Below are 24,608 nucleotides of genomic sequence, written 5' to 3' on the forward strand. Positions count from 1 at the left end.
AATATCCTAAAAATAGATTAGTAATCCACTAGTTTTTCTTGAAAACAACGGACAACCCTCCTTCTTTTTTATCTACTTCTGCATCTGTTCCTCCTTCTCCTACTTTATTTTTCCACCTGATATATAGTGGAAACTTTTCTCGATGTTAAAGTTTTTATAATAAAAAAGGAAACTTTTAAACGATATAAGTTTCCTGTCTATATTTGTCCGACTAAAAAGAGATATATGGAAACTTTAATACTAGAAAAAGCAACACATTTGTTTTTATCTCAAGGATTTAAAAGCATAACAATGGACGATATTGCAGCTGAGCTGTCTATATCTAAAAAGACAATCTATCAGCACTATGCTTCTAAACCTGAGTTAATTGAAAAGTGTTTGGTTTATATCAATGATAAATTCTTAAAATCATTAGAACTAGTTATTGCACAAAACAGACCTGCTGTAGCAGAAATTATAGCAGCACACAATAATATGAATGAAGTTTTTGCAATAGAAACCTCTGTTTGTTTATACCAACTAAACAAGTATTACCCGAAGATTGCACAAAAACAAAAGATTGTACACAAGAAAAAATACGTGGGTATTATTGAACGCAACTTAGAAAAAGGAATCAAAGAAGGGGTATACCGCGCAAATCTCGATGTTGAATTTACAGCTCGCTTACACATCGCCTCTGTAGTATTACTCGATGACCAGGATTATTTTGAGCCTGAAGAATACACCCATATGCAGTTACATGCTTTACATCTCGAGCATCACATTCGCAGCATCACCACAGAAAAAGGATTGAAACAATACTTAGAATTAAAAGAAAGCATCAAAAATGAATAAGACCTTCTTAACCCTATGTAGTCTATTGCTCTGTGCTTGTCTTTGGGCGCAAGAGCCTTTGACCTTACAAGAAGCTTTACACTATGCTTTGGAGCACAAAGCAGAAGCCAGACAAGCAGCTTTAGACATTACCAACAGTGATTATCAAATTCAAGAGGTGAAAGCCAATGCGCTTCCGCATTTAAATGTTGAAGCCAATATTGCCAATAACGTCAAAATTCAGGAGATGCCTTTAACGCTAGGTGGCCAAACGCAAATGATTCCTTTCAATTTGAAATGGAATTCCCAAGTTACTGCTACTGCCTCGCAAATATTATTTAATCAGGCAGTATTTATGGGTTTAAAAGCAGCGCGTTCAGCTAAAGAGTTTTACATCATCAACAAAGAGCTAACGGATGAGCAAATCATCGAAAAAGTAGCCTCAACGTACTATCAAGTATTTCAATCGAAAGCGATGTTAAAAACCCTTGATACCACGATAAGCAGTACAACGCGCATCAAAGATATCATTGAAGATTTGCACCGTAACGGTTTAGCTACGCAAATTGATTTAGATCGTACCAAAGTAAGTTTGAGCAACTTAAAAGCAAACAGACAACAAATCATCAATGCTATTGATTTACAAGAAAATGCATTGAAGTTTTTCATGGGAATGGATTTACAAACCGCCATTCAATTGCCTGAAAACACGTTCAGCATAGATGAGAGTGCCATTCTAGCTGAAAATAAAATTGACACGAGAACTGAAATACACTTATTGGAGAAGCAAAAAGAATTGTTAGCCTATAAACTCAAATCTATCCAAGCGGATTATTATCCTTCTTTAGCGGCCTTTGGTACGTTTGGTTATCAAGGGATGGGGGATAAATTCCCATGGGGAAATAAACCGAGTGATGGTGTATTCTGGACAAGTGCTTCAGCGGTAGGAATATCATTAAAACTCCCTATTTTCAATGGTTTTGAAACCCGATCAAGAGTGAGACAGGCCAAAATTGACATCGAGAAAATTGACGTTCAATTAGATGATACCAAACAAGCCTTGGCTTTAGATTTTGCCAATGCACAGAAATCGATTGAAAATGCCTTGATTACCATCAACCTCCAAAAAGAAAATGTGGATTTAGCGCATAGTATTTTAACGAATATGCAAAACAATTACAAGCATGGTTTAGCGTCCTTAACTGATTTACTGAATGCAGAAAATGCCTATACAGAAGCAGAGAACAATTACACCACTGCACTACTTGACTTTAAACTTGCTGAAATTCAAATCATCAAATCACAAGGAGAATTAAAAACCTTACTCGACTAATTCTTTATCAAATCTCAAACAACCATGAAAAAAATAATAACAGCCTTAGTCCTTGTTGCCTTAATTGGAGGGACCATCTACATATTAAACCGAAACAAGACCAATAATGATGCTGAAACTGCTATTGTAGCAGAGCAAAATGCGACCATTACGGTTCGCGTGGAGCCAGCGACTGTTCGCGTAGTTGATGCAACTTATAAAGCGAACGGAAACTTTGTTCCCTATCAGGAGGTAACCCTTTCAGCAGAGACAGCAGGTCGTGTAGTAAAATTACTAGTTGACGAAGGGGCACAAGTACGCAAAGGACAAGTAGTTGCCTTAGTTAATAGCGATCAAATCAATGTACAGGTGCGCAATGCTGAAGCTGCCTATGCCACAGCTAAAGCCGATGCTTCTCGTTTTGAAAGTGCCTATACAACAGGAGGAGTTACCAAACAACAATTGGATCAGGCGAAGCTGATGCTTCAAAATGCAGAAGCGAATTTGAAATCGGCTCAAATTACTGCAGGCGATGCTCATATCAAAGCCCCTATTGATGGAATTATCAATAAAAAACACGTCGAACAAGGAAGTTTTGTTGCGCCAGGAGCCCCTATTTTTGACTTAGTTAATGTCAATCAATTGAAACTGAGAGTAAATGTAGACGAAAGTCACGTAGCCAATCTAAAAGAAGGAGATAACATTGAGGTAAAAGCTAGTGTTTTCCCTAATGATCGCTTTGAAGGAAAAGTAACCTTCATTGCACCTAAAGCAGATGCTGCGTTAAATTATCCTGTAGACTTACTACTAACCAACAACAAAGACAATAAATTACGTGCAGGGATGTATGGTTCAGCTTATTTTGATGCAGATCAGAATCAAGATACTCCCTTACTCCTTGTCCCTCGTAATGCATTTGTAGGAAGTGTAAGTTCTAATTTAATCTATCGTGTCATTGACAATAAAGCCGTAGCTACGACTGTAGTATCAGGTCGAAACCTAGGCGATTTTGTTGAAATTCTAGAAGGATTAAAAGAAGGAGAAATTGTTATTACCTCTGGGCAGATCAACCTTACCGATCAAGTTCCTGTATCCATTATTAACTAACGGCCTAAAAGAAAAGGATTGACATATGAAAATAGCCGAAATATCCATCAAGCGTCCGAGCATCATTATTGTGTTATTTATTGCACTTGTACTCGGAGGTATATTTAGTTATAAAAACTTGAGTTATGAGTTAATTCCCAAATTTGAAGTCAACGTAATTACTGTAGCAACAGTATACCCCGGGGCTTCACCTTCGGAAATCGAAAACACCGTAACCAAGAAGATTGAAGATGCTGTTGCCTCTTTAGAAAATGTAAAAAAAGTTGAAGCCCTTTCTTTTGAGAGCTTATCAACGGTAATGATTTACTTAACTTCCGAAGCCAATGTGGATTTGTCATTGAATGATGCACAACGCAAAATCAATGCAATCCTCAAAGATTTACCCAAAGATGTAGATCCACCTTCTTTACAGAAATATTCGTTAAGTGACTTACCTATTATGACGTTGAGTGTAACAAGTACCTTAACGGAAAAGGAATTATACGATTTATTAGACAAGAAAATTCAGCCGATTTTTTCTCGTGTTGCAGGAGTTGCAAAAGTTGAATTAGTTGGAGGAGAAGAAAGAGAGATTCAAGTACTACTCGATCCAAAGAAAATCGAAGCCTATGGATTAAGTGTACCCTTGGTCCAACAAGCGGTATTGAGTTCTAACTTAGACTTCCCAACAGGAAGCGTAAAATCAGGAGATAAGCAAACCTTAATCCGTTTAGCTGGAAAATACAAGAACATCGAAGAGATGCGAAACCTTGTGATTGCTTCTCAAGGGGGAATTGACATTCGATTGAGTGATATTGCCGATGTCCAAGACGGAATTAAAGAAGTAGAAAAAATTGCTCGTTTGAATCAACAATCGACCATTTTAATGCAAGTGATCAAACAATCCGATGCGAATGCAGTAACGGTAAGTGAATTAACCCAGCAAGCAATTGCTGAAGTTCAAAAAAACTACGCTGATATCCAATTGAACATCAAAACGGCTAATGACTCTTCTCAATTCACCTTAGAAGCGGCCAATGCCGTAATGTTTGACTTGTTTTTAGCTATTGTTTTAGTCGCTTTTGTCATGCTATTTTTCTTACATAGTTTTAGAAATGCACTAATTGTAATGGTTGCTATTCCGCTATCTTTGATTGCTACTTTTATCGGAATTTACCTCTTAGGATATTCCTTAAACCTACTGAGTTTGCTTGCACTTTCTCTGGTGGTTGGTATTTTAGTGGATGATGCGATTGTTGTGATTGAAAATATTCACCGTCACATGGAAATGGGTAAAAACAAAGTACGTGCATCCTTTGATGGTGCAAAAGAAATTGGTTTTACCGTTACTGCTATTACCTTAGTTATTGTTGTTGTATTCTTACCTATTGCTATGTCTTCTGGTTTAGTACCGAATATCATTAAGCAATTCTGTGTGACTGTTATTATTGCAACCATGCTATCGCTATTGGTATCCTTTACCATTGTGCCTTGGTTATTCTCCAGATATGGAAAAATTGAGGTAATTCAACCCACTTCTTTCTTTGGAAAGATTTTACATGGATTTGAAAAAGGGTTAACCTCTTTTACTCACAGTATCTCTGGTTTATTGGTATGGTCCTTAAATTCAACAAAGAATACCATCATTGTATTACTCCTTGTGGTCTTTGCTTTCTTTGGATCATTAGCACTACCCTCTTTAGGTTATATTGGAGGAGAATTTTTCCCTAAAACAGATAAAGGAGAATTCTTAGTCCAGTTGGAATTAGACAAAGATGCTTCTGTACAACAGACCAACCACATGACCCAAAAGGCAGAAGAATTTTTACGTACCAAACCAGAAGTAGTAGATATGATTACTACCGTTGGGCAATCTTCTGAGGGATATGGAGGAAGTCAGGCGACCAAATACAAATCGGAAATTCACGTTATCCTGACGGACAAAAAACAACGCAGTGAGAGTTCGTTCGTCTATGCAGCGAAGTTGAAAAAAGAATTAGCTCCGTTAATGGTGGGGGTAAAAGTTAAGACTGTTCCTGTGGGTCTAATTGGTGCAGAAGAAGCGCCATTAGCTTTAACCATAACAGGATCTAATTTGGATGATGCGATGGATTTTGCTATTCAAGCGAAAGCCTTATTAGATGAAATACCAGGTACCATGGAAACGAAGTTGACTACAGAAACTGGAAGTCCCGAGATCAATGTACAAGTTGATCGCGATAAAATGGCGGCACTTGGTTTAGATATGTATACTGTCGGGATGACGATGCAAACGGCATTTAATGGAAATACTGATGGGAAATATAGAGCAGGTGAATATGAATACGACATCAATATTCGTTTTCAAGAATATGCTAGAACAACGATTGATGATGTAAAAACAATCAACTTTAAAAACAATCAAGGGCAAGATGTCAAGTTAGAACAATTCGCAACAGTAAGCTATAGTTCGGGACCATCTATCTTAGAGCGCAGAGATAAGAGTCCATCAGTAACCATCAAATCCCAAACCATAGGGCGTTCACCTGGTGATATTGCCAATGAATGGTTACCTAAATTCGATCAGTTGACCTTAAAACCAGGGGTAAAATACCAATGGACAGGAACGATGGAAGATCAAGAAGAAGGGTTCGGTACCTTGGGAATTGCCTTATTAGCGGCTATCATCTTGGTTTACCTTGTAATGGTAGCTTTATATGACAGTTTCTCAAAACCATTTATCGTTATTTTCTCTGTGCCTTTATCCTTTATTGGAGCCTTATTAGCCTTGGCTATTGCCAATATATCCTTGAACATTTTCACCATTTTGGGGATTATCATGTTGATTGGATTGGTTTGTAAGAATGCCATCTTGTTGGTTGACTTTGCCAACCACAGAGTAGAAGCAGGCGACAGTGTACACGATGCTTTAATTGCTGCCAATCACGCGCGTTTACGTCCAATCTTAATGACAACGATCGCTATGGTTATTGGAATGGTGCCCATTGCTTTAGCTAATGGAGCGGGTGCAGAAATGAACAACGGATTAGCAGTCGTTATTATTGGTGGATTATTGTCCTCCTTGCTCCTTACGTTAGTTATTGTGCCCATCATCTACTCTATTTTTGACAAAATAGGCAAGCGATTTGGAAACAAAGAAAAAGTAGATTATCAAGCAGCTATGGAGGCGGACTATGAACCTAACCACAACTTTGTAGATCATCACTAGGAGAATATCCTCGTTGACCTAAATAAAACTAAACAGCAAAGAGGGGACCTTAAAAGGTCACCCTCTTTGTTTTTTTAGGCTTTACCATCAACCATAAAAAAGTCTGTAAACCGTAAACCGTAAACTGTAAAACCGTTCCGCTTATTGCTAGCACAACAAATCATCTTTTCCTTCCTTCTAAGCTAAATATCATCTAGTATACCAATTCGTACTGAAATTTCTCCTTTTTAGGCACTTCTATTTTTTTTCTTAACCTAAAACAACTTTTTTATCCTTTGGACTTCTTATTTTTATCCCTTTAACTATGAAATCATATTGTGAAGAATAATTACATACAATCCTACTCTATTTCCGACATCCTAAATCGATATGAACGTTTTATCGTGGATAAGCGATTAGCTGTGGTAGAGATTGGCCCTAAACACAGTCAATATTTTGTTATTGGTAAACCGTATAAATTCGCTTCTTTTGGTTTGATTTTAATCACCTCTGGAGAATGTGAAATTACAATCAACTTAGAACCGACCAAGGTAAAGAAGAACGATATACTTGTCGTTTTACCACAACAGTTCTTTGAGATTATCCAATACACTCAAGATTTTAGTGTTCAGGCTTTTTTCGCTAGTGGGGAATTGTTCCTAGATGCGGGATTTCATTTAAAATCCAACAACCTCATTCAATTCTTTTCTTCTCAATACCCTAAAATCTTACCCTTAAACAATTATATCATTAAGGAAATTAAGTACCACTTGAAACGATTGAACAAACTCGTTTTTGCTAAGGACAATATGTTTACTCACCAATTGATCTTGCATCACTTTTCTATTTTGATGTATGAATTGGGACATTTTTACAACAAGAGAGTACTAGCCAAAACAGAGAAAAAGACACTTCGCAAGGAAGAATTAACCAAGAACTTTCTCTTACTTGTTTCTTCCCATTTCAAAAAAGAGCGAAGTGTACAGTTTTATGCCGATCACATGTTCATTAGTCGCAAGCACCTTACTAAGATCATTGCGGATGTATTTGGCAAAGCGCCCAAAGATATTATCGTGGAAACTATCATCCTTGAAGCGAAAATTTTATTGAAAGATCCGAACAATTCAATCACCCAAGTAGCCACTGAACTGAACTTTCAAGATGTTGCGCTTTTCAGTAAGTTTTTCAAAAATAGTACGGGTATCTCCCCTCGAGAATTTAAGTTAATAAATTAACATTTAAATAAATTTATACGTCTTTTTGACAACTTGAACCGTTTATTTAACTACTAATATTTAGCTAAAAATAGCGAGATTTGAGTTCTTTATTAGGAAAACACAGCCTAAAGTGCAAGGAGTTATTATTTGCACATAAGACGCAAACTAAACAACAATGTTGAAGAATAAACAACAATATGCTCAAATAACAGCCATTGGGGGATATCTACCGACAACGAAACGTACCAATGCTGATTTAGAACGTTTGTCAGATACATCTGACGAATGGATTATGAAACGAACTGGGATCAAAGAGCGCAGAATTTTAGAAGATGGTTTAGCGACCTCTGATATGGCTGTTGCAGCCATCAAAGAACTTTGTTCTTCCTATCAAAAAAACGCAACGGATATTGACGCCATCTTAATTGCGACTTCCTCTCCCGATATGCCTATGCCATCAACGGCTAATATCGTATGCGATAAACTAAACCTCAACAATGTATGGGCCTTCGACATGAATGCAGCTTGTTCTGGTTTTCTATATGCCTTGGATATGGGTGCCGCTTTAATCGAGACGGGACGTTACAAAAACGTAGTGGTTGTAGGAGCGGACAAAATTAGTACGTATGTAGATAGCAAAGATCGTTCAACAAATATTTTATTTGGAGATGGTGCTGGTGCCGTTTGGTTAGAGCCTTCCGCAGAGACAGGCATTTTAGATGCTTTACTGTTAAGTGACGGCAAGGGAATTGAATACCTCAATATCAAAGGAGGAGGTGCTTTATTTCCTTATGATGTAGAAGATTGGAACGAGGAGCACCGTTATTTAAAACAAGACGGTAAAGTCGTATTCAAAAATGCTGTAACGGCTATGAGTGCTGCCTGCCAAACGCTATTAACCCAGAATAACTTAACCGTTGATGATGTGAATTGGTTAGTTGCTCATCAGGCTAATAAGCGCATCATTGATGCTGTAGGAAAAGAATTAGAGATTGAGGAACACAAAGCCTTAAACAACATTACTTATTCGGGTAATACAATTGCCGCAACCATCCCTCTTTGTATATGGGAGTTTAAAGATCAAATCAAAAAAGGAGATTTGCTTCTACTCACTGCTTTTGGAGCCGGTTTTTCTTGGGGAGCAAGCTTATTGCAATGGAACATATAAAAAAAGAGGTCTCAAATGAGACCTCTTTTGGGTTATAAATTATTTAAAACGTTCAGGTTCAAGTGAAGGCTACACGACCATTAAGCAAGTTCATCTGGAAAATCTACACCTTTTTCTTGAAGGTATTGAATCAGCTGACCATGCTTTGTCTGTAAATCCGAAGTACAATCACATGCAATAGGGCAAATTTGAAACGGAGAGATTTCTAAAATTATAGCAATCTCATTTAATACATCATTCTTCAATTTCGTCTTTCCGCTCTCAATATCAGAATACGCTTTTTGTGAAATATTAAGCTTCATCGCCACATATTCCTGAGAAAAGCCTAATTCTTTACGCCTTGAACGCATCTTTTCTGATTGAATCTTACATTTTTGTGCTGGTGTTTGCATAATAAACCTCGTAGTTTAATAAATTATCTCACACAAAGGTAACACTTTATTATATTTTAGTTCATTTTTATTAAACTTTATCGTACCTTTGATTAACATAAACAACAAAATCAATGTCAAGCTTAAAATGAATATAATGAAAAATTAATGTTCACAGATTCATATATGCTTAACGAAAAACTGCTTTCCCCAAAAGCAGTTTTTTTTATGTCCACTTTCGTCCTGTTCACTGTTCACAATCGAACACTCACCTTGAAGACAACTATTATAATATATTAATTTTCAATAAATTAAAAAAACATTAATTTCTTGGCACGCCTTTGGTTTTCTAGTTAGTAAATAAAACTATTCATGAAAACTAAACTCATCACCCTTCTTTGTTCCGTTGCATCACTAGTAAGCTTTGCACAAACTAAACTTTCAGGTTCTGTTGTTGACGCCACACAACAACCAATTGACTTTGCAGAAATCTTATTGTTATCTCAAGAGGAAAAGCTAATCCAACATACCTATACTGATGAAACAGGTACATTCTCGTTTGAGTCTATTCCGTCCAATTCTTACAAGATACGCGTAAATAATTTAGGAACCAAACAATATGAAACTACACTAACAATTTCCCAAGATACCACCCTGGCACCAATCATGATTCAAAATGATAAAATGCTAGATGAAATTGTCGTTGCTGCTCAAGCAAAGGTATTTGAACGCAAAGTAGACCGTACCGTATTCAATATTGAACAATCGGTACACGCCAACAATAGCAATGCAAAAGACCTATTAAAACTAACCCCTGGACTTAAAGTCGACAAAGATCAGATTTCTCTTATAGGAAAAAGCAGCATGCAAGTAATGATTAATGACAAAATGTTGCCTCTGACTGGAGAAGAACTAATTAACTACTTACATACCATTCCATCGGAGAATATCCAAAAAATTGAGATCATCAGTACACCCCCTGCCAAATATGAAGCGAGTGGAAATAGTGGATTAATCAATATTGTTTTAAAGCAAGCAAAACACAACGCGTGGAACAATCAAATCAGTACGGGTTTTGAGGCTGCAGATAAAGCAACATGGAAAATTAGCGATGTATTCAACTACAGCAAAAACAAAGTATCCATTGCAGCAGCTTTCAATGCGAGCACAGGGTACAATCAAGAAATTGGAAAAATGGATTTGCACTATCCTACAGAAACATGGAATACGGTTTATCGCGAAACAAAGAAAAACAAAGATCTTTCAGGTAGTTTCCAATTGGATTATCAAGCTACACCGCGCACTGGGTTTGGTGTACAGTATAGAGGCAATAAAAACACACAACAAACAACAGACAAAAACCAAGTAGGTGTGTATAACCTTGTTGATAACTTGCTTAAAAACATTGATACAAAAGGAAAATCAGCTCCAGATTTCAACAATCATGCAATCAATTTAAATTTAGCTCATAAATTTGATACTGTGGGAACTAAGTTAAATATAGACATGGACTACTTCAACTATATTACCAACAAATCACGAGTTTTCAACACAATTACAAGCGATGTTAATAACTTTGTTAACAAAGAACAACAAGCCCAAACAACAGGCGACCAAAAAATAGATAATTATAGTGCTAAAATCGATATCGAACAACCTTTATCTTTTGTTAACTTATCCTACGGAGCAAAAGTGAGTTTTGTCAAAACGGTCAACAACGCCAACTCCTTTAATTTCAACAACCAAACGCTAGCTAATGAGATTTTACAGGCCGACCACTTCATTTACAAAGAAAACATTCAGGCTGCTTACATCAGCGCGACAAAAACCATTGCCAAAAAGTGGGAAGCACAACTAGGCTTACGCGTAGAAAGTACACAAACAACGGGAGAATCAGTTGCAACAAAAAACACTGAAAAAACAAATTATACAGAGCTCTTCCCTACGCTTTATGTGAGTTACAAAATTAACGACGAGAACAATTTAAGTTTCAGTGCGAATCGCCGCATTAACAGGCCTAGCTTTTGGCAATTAAATCCATTCAGATGGTATGTAAATGAATATAATTATGTGACAGGAGATCCGACCTTAAAACCAACCTATGTCAATGCAGTTAATGTAGGTTATACTTTTAAAAACAAATTGTTCATCAATGCCTCATATTCCAAAGTGACCAATTTAGCTTCGCAATATTCTAACATTGATTCAGCAACAAATATTCAAATACTCAAACAAGGAAATATTTTTGATGCTGCAAGTACCAACCTGAGTGTCACACATTCTTTTGACACCTGGCATTGGTTGAATTCACAAAACACGATATCAGCGTTTTACAATTCAAGTAAATTAATCCAAGAGGTTAATGTAGAAACAAATAACGGAATGGGGTATTATTTTAATTCGAATAATACGATTCAATTGAATGCAGACAAAACCTTTCAAGCACAGGTTGACTTCTGGTATCAATCGAAATTAAACAATGGAAACTGGAAATTAAAACCGATGTACGGACTAAACTTAGGTTTAAAATACGCGATGTTAGACAAAAAATTAAATGTTTCTGCTTACATGAATGATTTATTACGAACATCAAATTTACGCGCACAAGCAACATCTGATGGGGTAAAACAACAGTACAACATGTACAACGATAATCGCTATTTTACTTTTGGATTGAGCTATAATTTCGGCAATGCCAAAATCAAAGTAAAAGAACGCCAAGGAAGCAACAAAGACATTATCAACAGAAAATAAAAACGATTGTTTATAACCTAGTTAATAACTTATAGAATTCGCTGATTTTCAAGCAACAATTAGTTCTAAAAAATAAAAGTTATAAACAATTATAAAATAATAGTAACAAATGAGTTAAATGAACTACTTATAGGTATCATTCAAGTTATAAACAGAAATAAGACCACTTGTTAACAACCTTATCAACATTGTTAATAAGTATACACCAACCTTATCACTATGAAAAAGAACATTACCCTATTTATTGCTTTTTTTTGTGGACTTACCCTTATGCATGCGCAACACATGATAAAGGGTAGAGTCCTCAACAAAGACAAACAACCTATTGATTTTGCAGAGTTGCACCTATTGAAAGAAAACAGTGATCAATTAGTTCTACAAGGCTTTACTACCGAGACAGGAGAATTCACCTTAAAGAACTTACCAACTGAACAGTACAAATTAAACATTCACTATTTGGGAGAATTACTGTACACGCAAAATATTAAGCTAGATCAAACCCTTGATTTAGGTGATATTATTGCAGAATCTTCCACTCAATTGGGCGAAATTGTTGTACAAGCAGAGAAAAAACTTGTGGAACGCAAAGCTGATCGTTTGGTTTTTAATACCGCGCATAGTGTTGCCTCACAGGGAATGGATGCAATAGAGGCCTTAACCAATACTCCTTTAGTCAAAGTACAGAATGACAAAATCAGCATTGTTGGAAAAAGCAGTGTAACCATTATGATTAACGATAAGATTGTACAATTACAAGGCGATGCACTGACTAATTACTTAAAAACATTGCGTTCTGACGACATTGAAAAAATTGAGGTAATTACCAATCCCCCTGCTAAATATGAAGCTAGTGGTAATAGTGGACTTATCAATATCGTTTTAAAGAAGAACAAAACACTAGGGATGTATGGATCAGTAAGTAGTTCGTATTCCTATAACAACTACAATTGGTATTCGATGAATGGTAGTTTGAATTACCAGAACAAAAAATGGAATGTCATGTTAAAGGCCAATGGAGGGGATGGTAAATATGGAAATAAAAACACCTATACCTTTCAAAATGATACGCGAATCTTAGATTCTCATGCCAATCCAACGGGTAGTTATACCTCAGGAGGAGTCAACTTAACGACCAACTATCAACTATCAGATAAAGATGTAATTGGAGCAACCTACGATTTATCCAAGTACAAAAACGACAACACTAACCCGCATACAGCAAAGTATATTGCCTTGCCGCAATACAAAACAGACTCGATTATCAAATCCATATCGGAGGCAACAAATAACAATATTTACCACACAGCTAATTTATTTTACGATCGAAACTTAGACACACTAGGCAGTAAATTATCTTTAGGGGTAAATTATTTCTCTAATATTCCGGAGGGCTCAACAGATATGCGAGATTATAATGCACAGAGCAACATTCGAAACGCAACCTACTATACCAATGATTTAAAATACCAAGTATGGAGTGGAACCGCCGATGTGTCGTATAAATTACCTTGGGTGGATGTAGAGTTTGGAGGAAAATATTCGAATTACGACAACAAATCGAAAGTATTCTACTACAACCGCATAAACGAAGATTTAATTTATGACGACACCCGTAGTAACCGATTCAATTACAAAGAAGATAATTTTGCTGGTTATGTAAGTTTACACAAAAAATTAACGGAACAATGGAGCGTTAAAGCAGGTATGCGATTTGAACAAACGGAGGTAACGGGTCATCTACTAGAAACGAATGAAACATTTAAAAAATCCTATGGCAAATGGTTTCCAACGGCTTATGTTTCCTATGATCCTAGTGAAAAACACTCATTTAACCTAAATTATTCGAAGCGAATTAATCGCCCATATTCGGGAATATTAAATCCATTCCGTTACTATGCCAATAGTTATTCATACAACAGTGGAAATCCAGAATTAGATCCTTCTTTTACGGATAATTTCGAATTGAACTATCTATTTAATGGTTCCTTATCTGTTGGTTTAAACTACTACCATATTTCAAATTCATTCGATCAATACTCAACCTTAATCGACGATGTTTTTGTAAGTACTTATTACAATATGCTCAATAGCGACAACTATGGATTAAGTGTATCCTATAGCGATAAAATAACAGGATGGTGGCAAACGAGTACAGGAGCAGATGCGAATTATTCCAATTCATTTTACCGCAATCAAATAGCCAATCAAATTCCGCAAAATGGGGTGTATTTTAGTTATTATTCGCAAAATACCTTTACCGTTAATACAGCTAAAACACTGAACTTATTTTTAAACTGGTATCACCAAGTACCACATAAAGAAGATAATTCTAAATATGGTTCATACCAAGCGTTGACTACGGGAATCAAAGCTAGTTTACTAAACAAAAAACTCAACGTCAATGTTACGTTATACGACATCTTCAATACAGGGAAATCGAACGGAACAAGTTACTTCAATGACAACGTACAAAAATTCAGCAATTCATGGAATAGCCGAAGATTATCAATTGGAGCCACGTATACCTTTGGAGATAGTGCAAATAAGAAAAGTATCAAAGAAGCAAACTTTGAAGATAAAAGCAGAAGTAGTAAATAAAAAATAATACAATACTGATTTACAGTACTTTACATACTTAATAAAATTTAACAAAAAAATATTTTCAAAGACTGTAACAAAACAAATAAAAGAACTACCAATAGTTCACAAAACAAGCGAAACTACTGGAGTTCGCTAAAAAAGTAAATTTTAATTCTCAGGAAAGTCTGTTTCACTTTTTTCTCTTCTTCACCGAAGAACAATAAAGCTTGAAGCACTTTTATAAAAATGGAGTGATGACCCATTTTAATTGATTAGTTAGTTGAGCGTCCTTTGTATTTCCATACAAGGGACGTTCTTATTATAGCCATTGGTGTTCTTGTTTTACTCGTGGTTCTTCCATCCTATTAACAATAGCAAATGCACGAGCATGCAGGAGTTCTTTTCTTCCCTCTGGGGTTCGGGTATAAACAATGCTATTCTTTCCTACTTCTTGTGTCCATTGTTGCGCAAAGTAATTCACACGAGCTCTATTCACCCCAATACATTCAGGAACAGCATGAAAATCAGCTTCACTATCTTGAATCGGCAACAGGGTTTTTCGCGCTAATACATACCGTGGATTTTCAATAGGCGATAAGATTTCTTTCATACAAGAAGCGAATACATGACTTTCTCTCAATGTTGCTCCGTCCAATGAACAAAATACACCTCCACCAAATTCCAAGGTAGTAACCACGCGAAGAGAAGTCCTTGGTGTAGTTAAAAGTTCAAAGGCACATAAGGTAGAACACAGCGCCTCCCCAATTCCTTGTACGTCTTTTCGCATATCACCAAACTTGCGATACATGCCATAATACTTCCATCCTTTCCAACCAAAGCGGAACCCTAAGCCCAGCACAAATGTTTGAAAAACCCAATATCCCAAAGACCATAAGCTCAATCCATGGAGCAAGATTCCCTTGCCTAAACCAATCATTTGATAGGTCAAAAATAAAACTGCTGAACACACTAGCGTAAAAAAAGCAGAGACTAAGGTCTTATTGGTATAGAATTGCTTGGCTTTATTCACATCTCTTCTTTCTATGGGTGAAGAAAATAATACCTTGACTCCTTCTGCCAAATGCGTGCCATTTTGGATCGCTGTCAACCAACGCGCTTTCAACCCTTCTCTTTGTTGTGCCAGTTGTAAGGTTTTCTGATTTTGTTGTATGATATACTCCTCATCTCGGATTCTTTTTTTCTGTGTCCCCTCTTGTAAACGCTCAATGCCATTCGAAATAAACGTTTGCTCAATTTGCTCACTATTTGATATTCCTACAAAAGTTTGAAAACGACGGTGAATAACCTCCCAATCTTTCCCTCCATCCGTTGCATACGCATCTACACAGGCTAAATGCCAAATATGTGCTGTTTTATTTGGGTCTTGAGGATTCACGCGAAACGCTCGTCCTCTCACCTGATTGGACGTAATATAAGCACCTATTGAACTCGCCATCACCAAAGCATTCAATGCAGGTGCATCCCATCCCTCACCCAATAAGGCTTTTGTTCCTACCAATACTTGAATGGTTCCTTCCTGAAACAGCGCAGTCATCCAATGAACAACCTGTGCGCGTTGCTGTGCAGTTAATTGCAAGGCGACATAATTGAGATCATAAGCTAAAGGTACTGCGGATATCCCTGATTCTTTTTCTTGGGCTACTTGATGTAAAGCCTCCAAGCAAGAAGTAGGAATAATCACCACGGAACCTGTTAATACCGCAATAGCCAGTTGGTTAGCATTGTTGCGCCTCAGCGTTTCAAAAATGGATAGCACACCTAACTTAGACAATACCAAAGGGGGTGCTTCTGTGGTACTGTAGTATTCTTTTCGAATATAATCTGTCAATACTGCTAAGCGTAAATCACGACCTAAACTAGCATATTCAAAAGCTAGAATCTCCACTATACTTTGTAATTTACTCAAACTAGAAAGTAGAAGATCGTCGCCTTTATTATCTTGAACCAGTTGAACCTGTCGAAAGGCAATGAGTCCTTTCTTTTTCAGTTCAGCGGTCAATTCATTTTTACACGTTAGATAATCAGGAACCGCTTGTAATAGATCCTCACCTTGAAAGCAGTAAAAATTAAGCATTTTTTCAAACCATACTAAATCCAAAGAAGGGATTTCTTCTTCTTGTAACCCCAATACTTTCTTGTGTACTTTATCAATCACTCCATTGGCCTCTTGAAGAAAAACCAAACAAGCCACATAGGTTGTCAGATTCTCATAAATCCAATCCAAATGAGCTAAAGGCTGCTGAAAAACAGCAGATTGCTGCAGCGTTTGAATAAGCATCGGATGAGATTTAAATGTCGTATAAAAGGAATAGACTTCCGTTTTATGCAAGGCTATTTTTTCGCGTTCTTCCGCTAAAGGGGTACAATAGTAAATAAAATCTTGGTGAGGACACAAGTCTTCCACCTCTATCAAAGTAGGAACAGCAATTTCTTCATCCACAGGCCCTGCAAGGGCCATATAGCGCTGCCATTCAAAACTAGACGCTCCATAAGGAGGAGTTGCCGTTAAGCCTACTACCGTTGATTTTAATTCATTATCTAGTAAGTCTAACGCTTTCCACCATTCTTTTCGCAAATGATGTACCTCATCCACCAATAAAGTCTTGATGCCTACGGCACGCAATTTGGCAATGATTTCCTGTGCATGTATATTGGTATAGGTCACAGTCGTGTCTCCAGGCATTTCTTCGTCAGTTTCCTCCTCGTCTTTCAGGTAATTAAATGCTGCATGTAGTCCTTGATAGGTAGCAACGGTCAAAAACTTCGGCTGGGTTAGTTGAGTTGAAATCCAATCTGGGACTTCTTCCACTTGAAGAAAAAGAGAACAAAAACGGTCAATCCATTGATTTTTGACCGCCAATGTTGGAGCGAGAATCAAAGTTGGTTGATTCAGTCGTAAAATCACTTCCAATCCCAAAACAGTTTTACCTGATCCTGGTGGGGCTACTACATGCAATTTATCATCTTGCAGATGAGTATCTAATTGATCTAACACTTTTTTTTGGTAGCTACGCCAAGGATATTTAAATGCAATAGGAGTGGGAAACTTTTTCAATAGTATCAATATTTCTTCCTTAAAAATAAGCAAGCTTTTGGTAGGAAACAAAGCGTTTTAAATGTTTTTACGAACACCGTGTAAAGTCATATTTTTTTCATTATTTTGTAGAACTATCAATATTTGAAACGACTTAACTGGCTTTCCACTAATTACAATGACGACAAAAATTCAATTTAAATTAAGTAACGACATCCTTCTTACTGTTATTCAGATGGTTGAAAAAACGGATGACTATGTTGTACAATCTATAAAAGACGCTTTATTGGTTAGTATAAAAGAGGATTTACTTGCTAAACTTGAAGACAAAGCCAAGAATATTCAGAAACAAGTTTCTATTTTAGACCACAATAAAAAGCATGTCATCGTTTTAAAGTACCACGAAGCGTACACGATGTACAAACTTTTAGAGCTCGTTTATGAAAAAGAGACCTTTGCGGATCATCCACATATCAAAAAAATCAAGCGTTTATTGGTGGACTTGGAGAACAAAGTAGAAAGTTTTACAACAGAAAATAACCCGTCAGATATCGCTCAAACTGCAACTCCTGCTTTGGCTGGTTTCCCTCGTTTAGGGGTCAATGAAATTATCATTGAAGAAGCTACCATTTTGGAAGGAGAGATGAATGAAGAAATACAGGCTAATATACAAGAAGAGGAGGCTAATCCGACTTTGGATCCTGCCATCGATATCAATGAAATAGTGGTGAAAAACTATTCCATTTTTGACCTTTTGGAAGAAAGTCATCCGGCAGATACACAAGCTGAAGAAACAGCAAGTAAAGCTATAGAAGTTATTGCTGAACCAGTTATTGCTTTAGATGAAACACCTCAAGAGGAAGAGAAAACGACTAGTACTGAAGAAGAGTCAATGGATGTTTTTGTTCAAACTACACTAGAAGAAGAACAAAAAGAACAAGAACCACCATTAGAAGAAGAAACAGGCATACAAGCAGAAGAACTCACAGTTCCTATACTAGAAACTAGCACGGAAGAACCCGTGTTAGAAGAAGCTGTAGTTGAAGAAAACGAAGAAATTGTCGAAACAGCAACAACAATTGAAACAGAAAAAGAGGAAAAAGAAGAAGATGTTGTTCCCTTTTGGGCTCAACAAGCTCCACCTCCAATTTTTGATGGTATAGTTACTAAAACCTCAATTTGTATCGAAGCGGAAGAAGAAACAATGGCTTGTACAGAAGAAGAAGAAACACTCCATCTCTTTGAAGATATGGCTCTTCCCATCCAACCCTTAGAAGAAAAAGCGGAAAAGGAGGTCAAAAAAGAAAAAAGAAAACCAGCAAAAGACAATACCCAACAGGGGCAAATTAGTCTTTTCTAAAATAAGTGAATGAAGAGAGGTAGTGCTGGCACTACCTCTCTTTATTTCATCTCCACACCTCACCATCTCATCCCCTCACCATCTATCTCACTTATTTTATACTTGTTTTGGTGTTCGATGAATATATCTCACTTATTTTATATTTGTTTTGGTGTTCGATGAATCTTCACTGCGTTTCGATTTGCACTGCGTTTCGATTCCTCACCCCCTCACCATCTATCTCACCTATTATATATTTGCTTTGGTATTCGATGAATCTTCACTGCGTTTCGATTTCACCACCTCACCATCTCACCCCCTCACCCCCTCACCATCTATCTCACCTATTTTATACTTGTTTTGGTGTTCGATGAATCTTCACTGCGTTTCGATTTTCACTGCGTTTCGATTTCACCACCTCACCATCTCACCCCCTCACCCCCTCACCCCCTCACCATCTATCTCACCTATTTTATACTTGTTTTGGTGTTCGATGAATCTTCACTTCGTTCCGATTCCTCACCATCTCACCACCTCACCCTCTATCTCACCTATTTTACATTTGCTTTGGTGTTCGATGAATCTTCGTTTCGATTTTCACCTCGTTCCGATTTCTCAATAAAAATAAATCCCTATCTTTGTCCTAGTATTAACGAATAAATAATCCGATGAAATTATAAATAAGTATTTCGTTTTAGTAATACGAGTTGTTTTCAACTTGTAAGAGCAAACATTTTCTAATGGCATCTATCTTCCCTAGAGCCACAATACTTATTTATTTATGTGAATTCATCTCCAATGCCGTGAGTAGTGGTGTACGGGCCACAATAGTATATTACTCATTCATTTACATTTGATTATTATGTCTATCGTTATAAAAAATCTATCCTACGAACATTCGGATAAAACACCTTTATTTCACCAGGTTGACCTTGTGCTGAACAAAGGAGAAAAAGCCAATCTAATTGGTGCAAACGGAACAGGTAAAAGTACCTTATTGAAGCTTATTGCTACTACATCACTCCCAGCTATTCAGCTCGGTGGTACAGCCTATTATTTACCTCAAATTAACACCAATCAAATGACGGGGCAAACCATTCAGGAAGCCTTACAAACAGATAAAAAACTACAAGCCTTACATCGCATTTTACAAGGCTCTGTAGAAGAACAGGATTATGTTGACTTAGATGATGATTGGCAAATTGAAGAAAATATTGCACAAGCACTTCAATACTGGCAACTAGAAGGAAAGGATTTGGCCCTTCCCATGCACCAATTGAGTGGAGGACAACAGATGCGCGTGTATTTTGCCTGCATTCACATCCATCAACCGGATATACTCCTGCTAGATGAGCCAACCAATCACATTGATCAAGCTACGCGACAAATGTTGTTTGACTTTTTGGATCAATACAGAGGCACAGTACTTATCGTGAGTCACGATATCGAACTATTAAATCGACAATCGCTTACGTTTGAAATTACCACACAAGGGATTCAAGCGTACAAAGGCAATTATGACTTTTACAACACACAAAAACAAGAGGAATTATCTTCCCTTCAACATCGCATTGATACCCTTTCTAAGGATTTACGTCAAGTAAAAACAGACCAACAGAAACTACTTCAAAAGCAACAAAAAGCAGTAGGTCAACACAAAAAGGCAGAGCAAAAAGGCGGTTTGCCTAAGATTGTTGTCAATACACTAAAAAATGCAGCAGAAAATAGCAGTGCGAAAAGCACAGAAGTACAAGTAGAAAAACAACAAAAACTACAAGGCGAACTTTGGGAGTTAAAAGATCAGTTGGAACAAGTCAAACCCTTTCATTTGAACTTCAACCCTTCGCACTTACATCCCAATAAGGTGTTGTTTCAGGTAAAAGAAGTCAACTATCAATATGACGCAACAGTAGCAGGTATATGGTCAACTCCCTTAAATCTAGAAATTCGAAGTGGAGAACGCCTTTTAATTGAGGGACCAAATGGTTCTGGGAAATCCACGTTATTGCATCTATTAGCAGGAAATCTACAACCTACTACAGGGCAGGTTGAGCGATTGACTCCCAATATGGTTTACTTGGATCAGTTTTATACCCTACTCAATCAGCACAAAACAATACTAGAACAAGCCCAAGCATTTAACCGCAACTTACTGGATGAAGCTAGTTTAAAAAACACTTTATTTCAATATGGTTTTCGACCTGAAAGCTGGGCCAAACCAATTATGCAATTAAGTGGTGGGGAATGCCTGCGCTTAACTGTTTGTTGTTTGAATCTTTCCTTGCCTTCTATTGATGTATTGCTATTGGATGAACCGAGCAATAACCTAGATATTTTTGGCTTAGAACGATTGTATCAAGCACTAAACCTATACCAAGGAACCATTGTATTTGTCTCCCACGATATCAATTTACGTCAAGCGATTCAACCCAATCGCGTCATTGAAATGTAATTTTTATTTGAGGGGAAATAGCACAAAAATGCTAATGCTAACAAAAAGAAAAGCAGCCTTACCACACCATATGTCCTACTGACGAAGGAAGTTTCGCATCCATTTATCAACGCTTGTCAAAAACAAGATTAAAGAAGCGCTGGATGCGACCCTTCCTCCGTCAGGGTGACATCGCGCGTGTGAGTGCGGTACAGTTAAAAAAGGATAAATAATTGATTTTCAAACTAAAGAGCATTCCTACAAAAAGACAGCTCCTAAAAAAAAAATCAAAAGAAAATGGAGATTCATAGAATGTCAAAACAAGATAGCAATCCTATAAGATAAAAGCAGACCTATCCTACTCTTCTATAAAGCTTGAAAAATTATCCCTTTTATTTTTCTAATGGTTATACAGTTCCAACACCTAACTATTCGCTTCTACAAAATCTTTAAAATCTTTTAGAAAATCAATAAAAGTGTCGTGAGGTAAAATCAAATCTGCATCTTTTTGTTGACTATTCAAATCAAAAAACTGAACTCCATAGTCATTACTATATATATACAAATCGTCTCCCTCCGTCTGATATTTATATTCTTTATCCGTATCTTTGGTAGAAAGGATTCCATCTATCAGTTGCTGAATAATTTGTGGTGTCCAATATGAAAACCTTAATAAGGTGATTGGATAAAAATCATCATCTTCAACATCTATATCATACAGAACAGAATTAGATATCTTATACTTCGAAAATTTATATTTCATATTATTAAATTTTACATTTTTGGATAAGCATTTAAAATTTTCCCATAGTCATCAGTTTCTAGAACTATATCAAATCTACTTGTTGATTCTCCAATAAACTTATTTAATATTCCTTTCTTTTTTTTAGGAATTTGTCCTACTCCTTTCGCCACAGTATTTTCATAAACAAAAGCTATTTCTTGTTTAATCCGTTCTAAATCCCAATTACTTGGAAACATAGAACTCATTGCTTCTTTTTCTAACCAGCCATCTCTGTATTTTACATAAATTCTGGTTCTATACGGCTGATTAACTCTTGGAGGATTAGGAATCGGTTTGCCTTTAAGTCTAATTGTTTTACCTATTGCTGCTGAACTGTGCCCCCCTTCTGAAACTAATACTTCCATTTTATAACCTGTTCGATGGCTTTCTATTAATAACGTATTAAACTCACCATTTAAGTGATTATAAAAAGTAGGATCTATCTTATCTCCCCATCTCCTCAAAGCATTTACACGTAGATAACTATTTTCTAAATTAGTTACAAGTTCCTTACTCTTAGCTCCAAAAACCTCATCTAAACTATTTCTTACCGTTTTAGCATCTCCACTAGCGAGTACTTCTCCTTTATAAACGACAACCAGACCTTCTTTACCAGCTTTTCCACCAACCATCTCACCTTTAACAAACAACACACCCGCTTCTTGTAAACGACTAACCTCACTCATTCGAATTACGGTCGACGTGGTACGGGAGACTTCTTCACTTGTAGTGAGTACAGTAAGTGTATGCGTAGTAAAGTTAGGAATATTTAATTCCATTACTAAACGCAATAAGCTACTTCTTAGAAAGTTTTTTGTCGTTGTAGTAATTGCTTTGTTTAGCAATTTTACTCCTGTGGTAAATACACTACTTACAAGTAGAGGTCCTACTGCAGTGATACTTCCCGCTAAATATATCTTTTCCCAATTTGCTAAGAATTCCCTCCCCTCTTCTGTTTGCATTAAAGGATCTTGACTCACAGCAATCAAGGTATCTGTTGTGGCTAAGGAAATATCAATAAGACCTAACCCTATTAAAAGCGGGCTACCAGAGCCTAATGTGGCAATACCTAATACAATTGCTAGCACATTACCTCCTATACGCAGTACTAAAGCAATATCTTGCCATTCTTCTTCATCGGCTATTGCCTTTACATAAATAGCGGGTACTTGATAAGGTATCCCCTCCCTTTCATCCATATTCATCAGCAATACAGCCGCTAAAGGATCATAATAAGTACCTTCATTTTCAGCTGTGTAAGTAGTGATATCTACTTCTATTTGCTCCTTATATCGCGGAATATCCTCTAAAGGAGTTAGTGTTTTCTTCTCCTTTTCCCCTACTAATTGCTGCAAATAAATCTTGTCCTTAAATTTATCCGAACGAGCTAGCACATTGCTATTTAGCTTATAATCCGCTCCAATTTTAAATACAGCCCCTGTCTTTATTGCTCCTTGGTATTGATTACTTAAACTCAACGCATATAAAAAGTCAGCAAAAATCATCCGATTTTTTTGTGTTATACCATCAATAGTAGAAACACCATCCATATTTTGATATAATTCCTTGACCAATATGGGATTATTTAGAAATAGATGGTAGACTAACTTGCTATCTCCTAGAACGCGTAACAAATTAATTATCGCTCCACTACTATCCCTAAAAGCGCTAAAATACCCCATATCATCGTAGCTTTTCAAAATACTAAGATGTTCTACAACAAGTTTAAATTCCAGGAATGGCCGTATCCATTCAAAAGCAAAATCAGGAATAGTTTCGTATAAAAACTTAAGTTCTGAAGCACTAGTTGCACCTAAAATCTTTTGAACATACTTTTTTGCTATTTGCTGTCGGACATAGTTAGCCTCTCTTTTTCCTGCAATTACTTCAACCAAAGCACAAAAATCAGTAAAGTCCTCACTTGTTAAACTCACTGCAATATATTTTTCTGCTATTCTAAAATCATTGATATCTATCGTATCAGAGGCATTCTTTCTATACTTTTCCGTGTTTTCATAATAAAAACACAGGCTACCAGCTATATAATTTTTTATAGGGTCGAGATGCAACATAAATGCCCATCCTTCTTCTAGATAATCTATTCTTTTATTCAATAATGCAGCAATGGCTACTTCAATCTTTTGGTTATTTTCATTGGTATAAACAAAAGGTACATTATGTGCTATCACATTGATTCTGGGTATAAAGCCTCCCTCACCATCTCTCACATTAACCGAAGTATAAGAAGAGGGTGCTGCAAATGCTGTCCAATTAAAAAGAAGGCTACTGTCAACAACAGTATCATGTAGAAAGCGGATTAACTGTGGAAATTTAATTCCTTCTCCTATTTTTGACCCGTAGAAATCTGCTTTATACTCACCTGTATCAGGCACAGGTTGCTCAAAAGCAGTACCCTCACGCATTTCTTTCCAAACATCCCGTGAGAAATTATTAAAATTATTCATAAACTATCTTCGTATAAGCTATTTCGGCTTAAAAACCGAAATAGCT

The 24,608-nt window shown here is 36.6% G+C and carries 14 protein-coding genes; 10 read left to right on the top strand and 4 right to left on the bottom strand.

What is annotated here, in order from left to right; translation table 11 throughout:
- Positions 1–225: 225 nt before the first annotated feature.
- From AWV75_RS01675 to AWV75_RS01700, 6 genes are all read left to right on the top strand, one after another.
- Positions 226–834 carry a TetR/AcrR family transcriptional regulator gene (locus AWV75_RS01675; protein WP_060872712.1) on the top strand — a complete coding sequence of 203 codons (609 nt, stop codon included), beginning with the start codon at positions 226–228 and terminating at the stop codon, positions 832–834.
- On the top strand, positions 827–2,146 hold the full coding sequence (locus tag AWV75_RS01680) for a TolC family protein (protein WP_060872713.1): 1,320 nt from the start codon (positions 827–829) through the stop codon (positions 2,144–2,146). Before AWV75_RS01675 ends, AWV75_RS01680 begins: the two co-directional genes overlap by 8 nt.
- Positions 2,147–2,170: 24 nt before the next feature.
- Positions 2,171–3,232, top strand: coding sequence for an efflux RND transporter periplasmic adaptor subunit (locus AWV75_RS01685; protein ID WP_060872714.1), 1,062 nt, complete (start codon positions 2,171–2,173; stop codon positions 3,230–3,232).
- 25 nt (positions 3,233–3,257) lie between these two features.
- On the top strand, positions 3,258–6,419 hold the full coding sequence (locus tag AWV75_RS01690; RefSeq protein WP_060872715.1) for an efflux RND transporter permease subunit: 3,162 nt from the start codon (positions 3,258–3,260) through the stop codon (positions 6,417–6,419).
- 317 nt (positions 6,420–6,736) lie between these two features.
- The gene (locus AWV75_RS01695) at positions 6,737–7,633 is read left to right on the top strand and encodes a helix-turn-helix domain-containing protein (RefSeq protein WP_060872716.1); all 897 of its coding nucleotides are present in this window, start codon (positions 6,737–6,739) and stop codon (positions 7,631–7,633) included.
- 157 nt (positions 7,634–7,790) lie between these two features.
- Positions 7,791–8,783: a beta-ketoacyl-ACP synthase III gene (locus AWV75_RS01700; RefSeq protein WP_060872717.1), complete on the top strand. Its 993-nt coding sequence runs from the start codon at positions 7,791–7,793 to the stop codon at positions 8,781–8,783.
- An 80-nt stretch (positions 8,784–8,863) separates the two neighbouring features.
- On the opposite strand, the gene AWV75_RS01705 is transcribed toward AWV75_RS01700, so the two are convergent.
- Positions 8,864–9,175: a helix-turn-helix domain-containing protein gene (locus AWV75_RS01705; RefSeq protein ID WP_060872718.1), complete on the bottom strand. Its 312-nt coding sequence runs from the start codon at positions 9,173–9,175 to the stop codon at positions 8,864–8,866.
- A 351-nt stretch (positions 9,176–9,526) separates the two neighbouring features.
- Between AWV75_RS01705 and AWV75_RS01710 the strand changes: the two genes are divergently transcribed.
- Together AWV75_RS01710 and AWV75_RS01715 are read left to right on the top strand one after the other, a co-directional pair.
- Positions 9,527–11,908, top strand: a complete 2,382-nt coding sequence (locus AWV75_RS01710) for an outer membrane beta-barrel family protein (RefSeq protein ID WP_060872719.1) — start codon at positions 9,527–9,529, stop codon at positions 11,906–11,908.
- A gap of 219 nt (positions 11,909–12,127) precedes the next feature.
- Positions 12,128–14,506 (top strand): outer membrane beta-barrel family protein, encoded by a 2,379-nt coding sequence (locus tag AWV75_RS01715; protein ID WP_060872720.1) that lies wholly within the window; start codon positions 12,128–12,130, stop codon positions 14,504–14,506.
- A gap of 301 nt (positions 14,507–14,807) precedes the next feature.
- On the opposite strand, the gene AWV75_RS01720 is transcribed toward AWV75_RS01715, so the two are convergent.
- Complete coding sequence (locus AWV75_RS01720) at positions 14,808–17,564, bottom strand: DEAD/DEAH box helicase family protein (RefSeq protein ID WP_231737927.1); 2,757 nt, start codon at positions 17,562–17,564, stop codon at positions 14,808–14,810.
- A gap of 157 nt (positions 17,565–17,721) precedes the next feature.
- On the opposite strand from AWV75_RS01720, the gene AWV75_RS01725 reads away from it, so the two are divergent.
- Together AWV75_RS01725 and AWV75_RS01730 are read left to right on the top strand one after the other, a co-directional pair.
- Positions 17,722–18,903, top strand: coding sequence for a hypothetical protein (locus AWV75_RS01725; RefSeq protein ID WP_060872722.1), 1,182 nt, complete (start codon positions 17,722–17,724; stop codon positions 18,901–18,903).
- Positions 18,904–19,744: 841 nt separating this feature from the next.
- Positions 19,745–21,334, top strand: coding sequence for an ATP-binding cassette domain-containing protein (locus AWV75_RS01730; protein ID WP_060872723.1), 1,590 nt, complete (start codon positions 19,745–19,747; stop codon positions 21,332–21,334).
- Positions 21,335–21,737: 403 nt separating this feature from the next.
- On the opposite strand, the gene AWV75_RS01735 is transcribed toward AWV75_RS01730, so the two are convergent.
- Positions 21,738–22,076 (bottom strand): hypothetical protein, encoded by a 339-nt coding sequence (locus AWV75_RS01735; RefSeq protein ID WP_060872724.1) that lies wholly within the window; start codon positions 22,074–22,076, stop codon positions 21,738–21,740.
- An 11-nt stretch (positions 22,077–22,087) separates the two neighbouring features.
- Positions 22,088–24,562 carry an EndoU domain-containing protein gene (locus AWV75_RS01740; protein WP_231737929.1) on the bottom strand — a complete coding sequence of 825 codons (2,475 nt, stop codon included), beginning with the start codon at positions 24,560–24,562 and terminating at the stop codon, positions 22,088–22,090.
- Positions 24,563–24,608: the final 46 nt, after the last annotated feature.

Source organism: Myroides odoratus (assembly GCF_001549985.1).
In the GTDB taxonomy this organism is placed as follows: domain Bacteria; phylum Bacteroidota; class Bacteroidia; order Flavobacteriales; family Flavobacteriaceae; genus Flavobacterium; species Flavobacterium odoratum_A.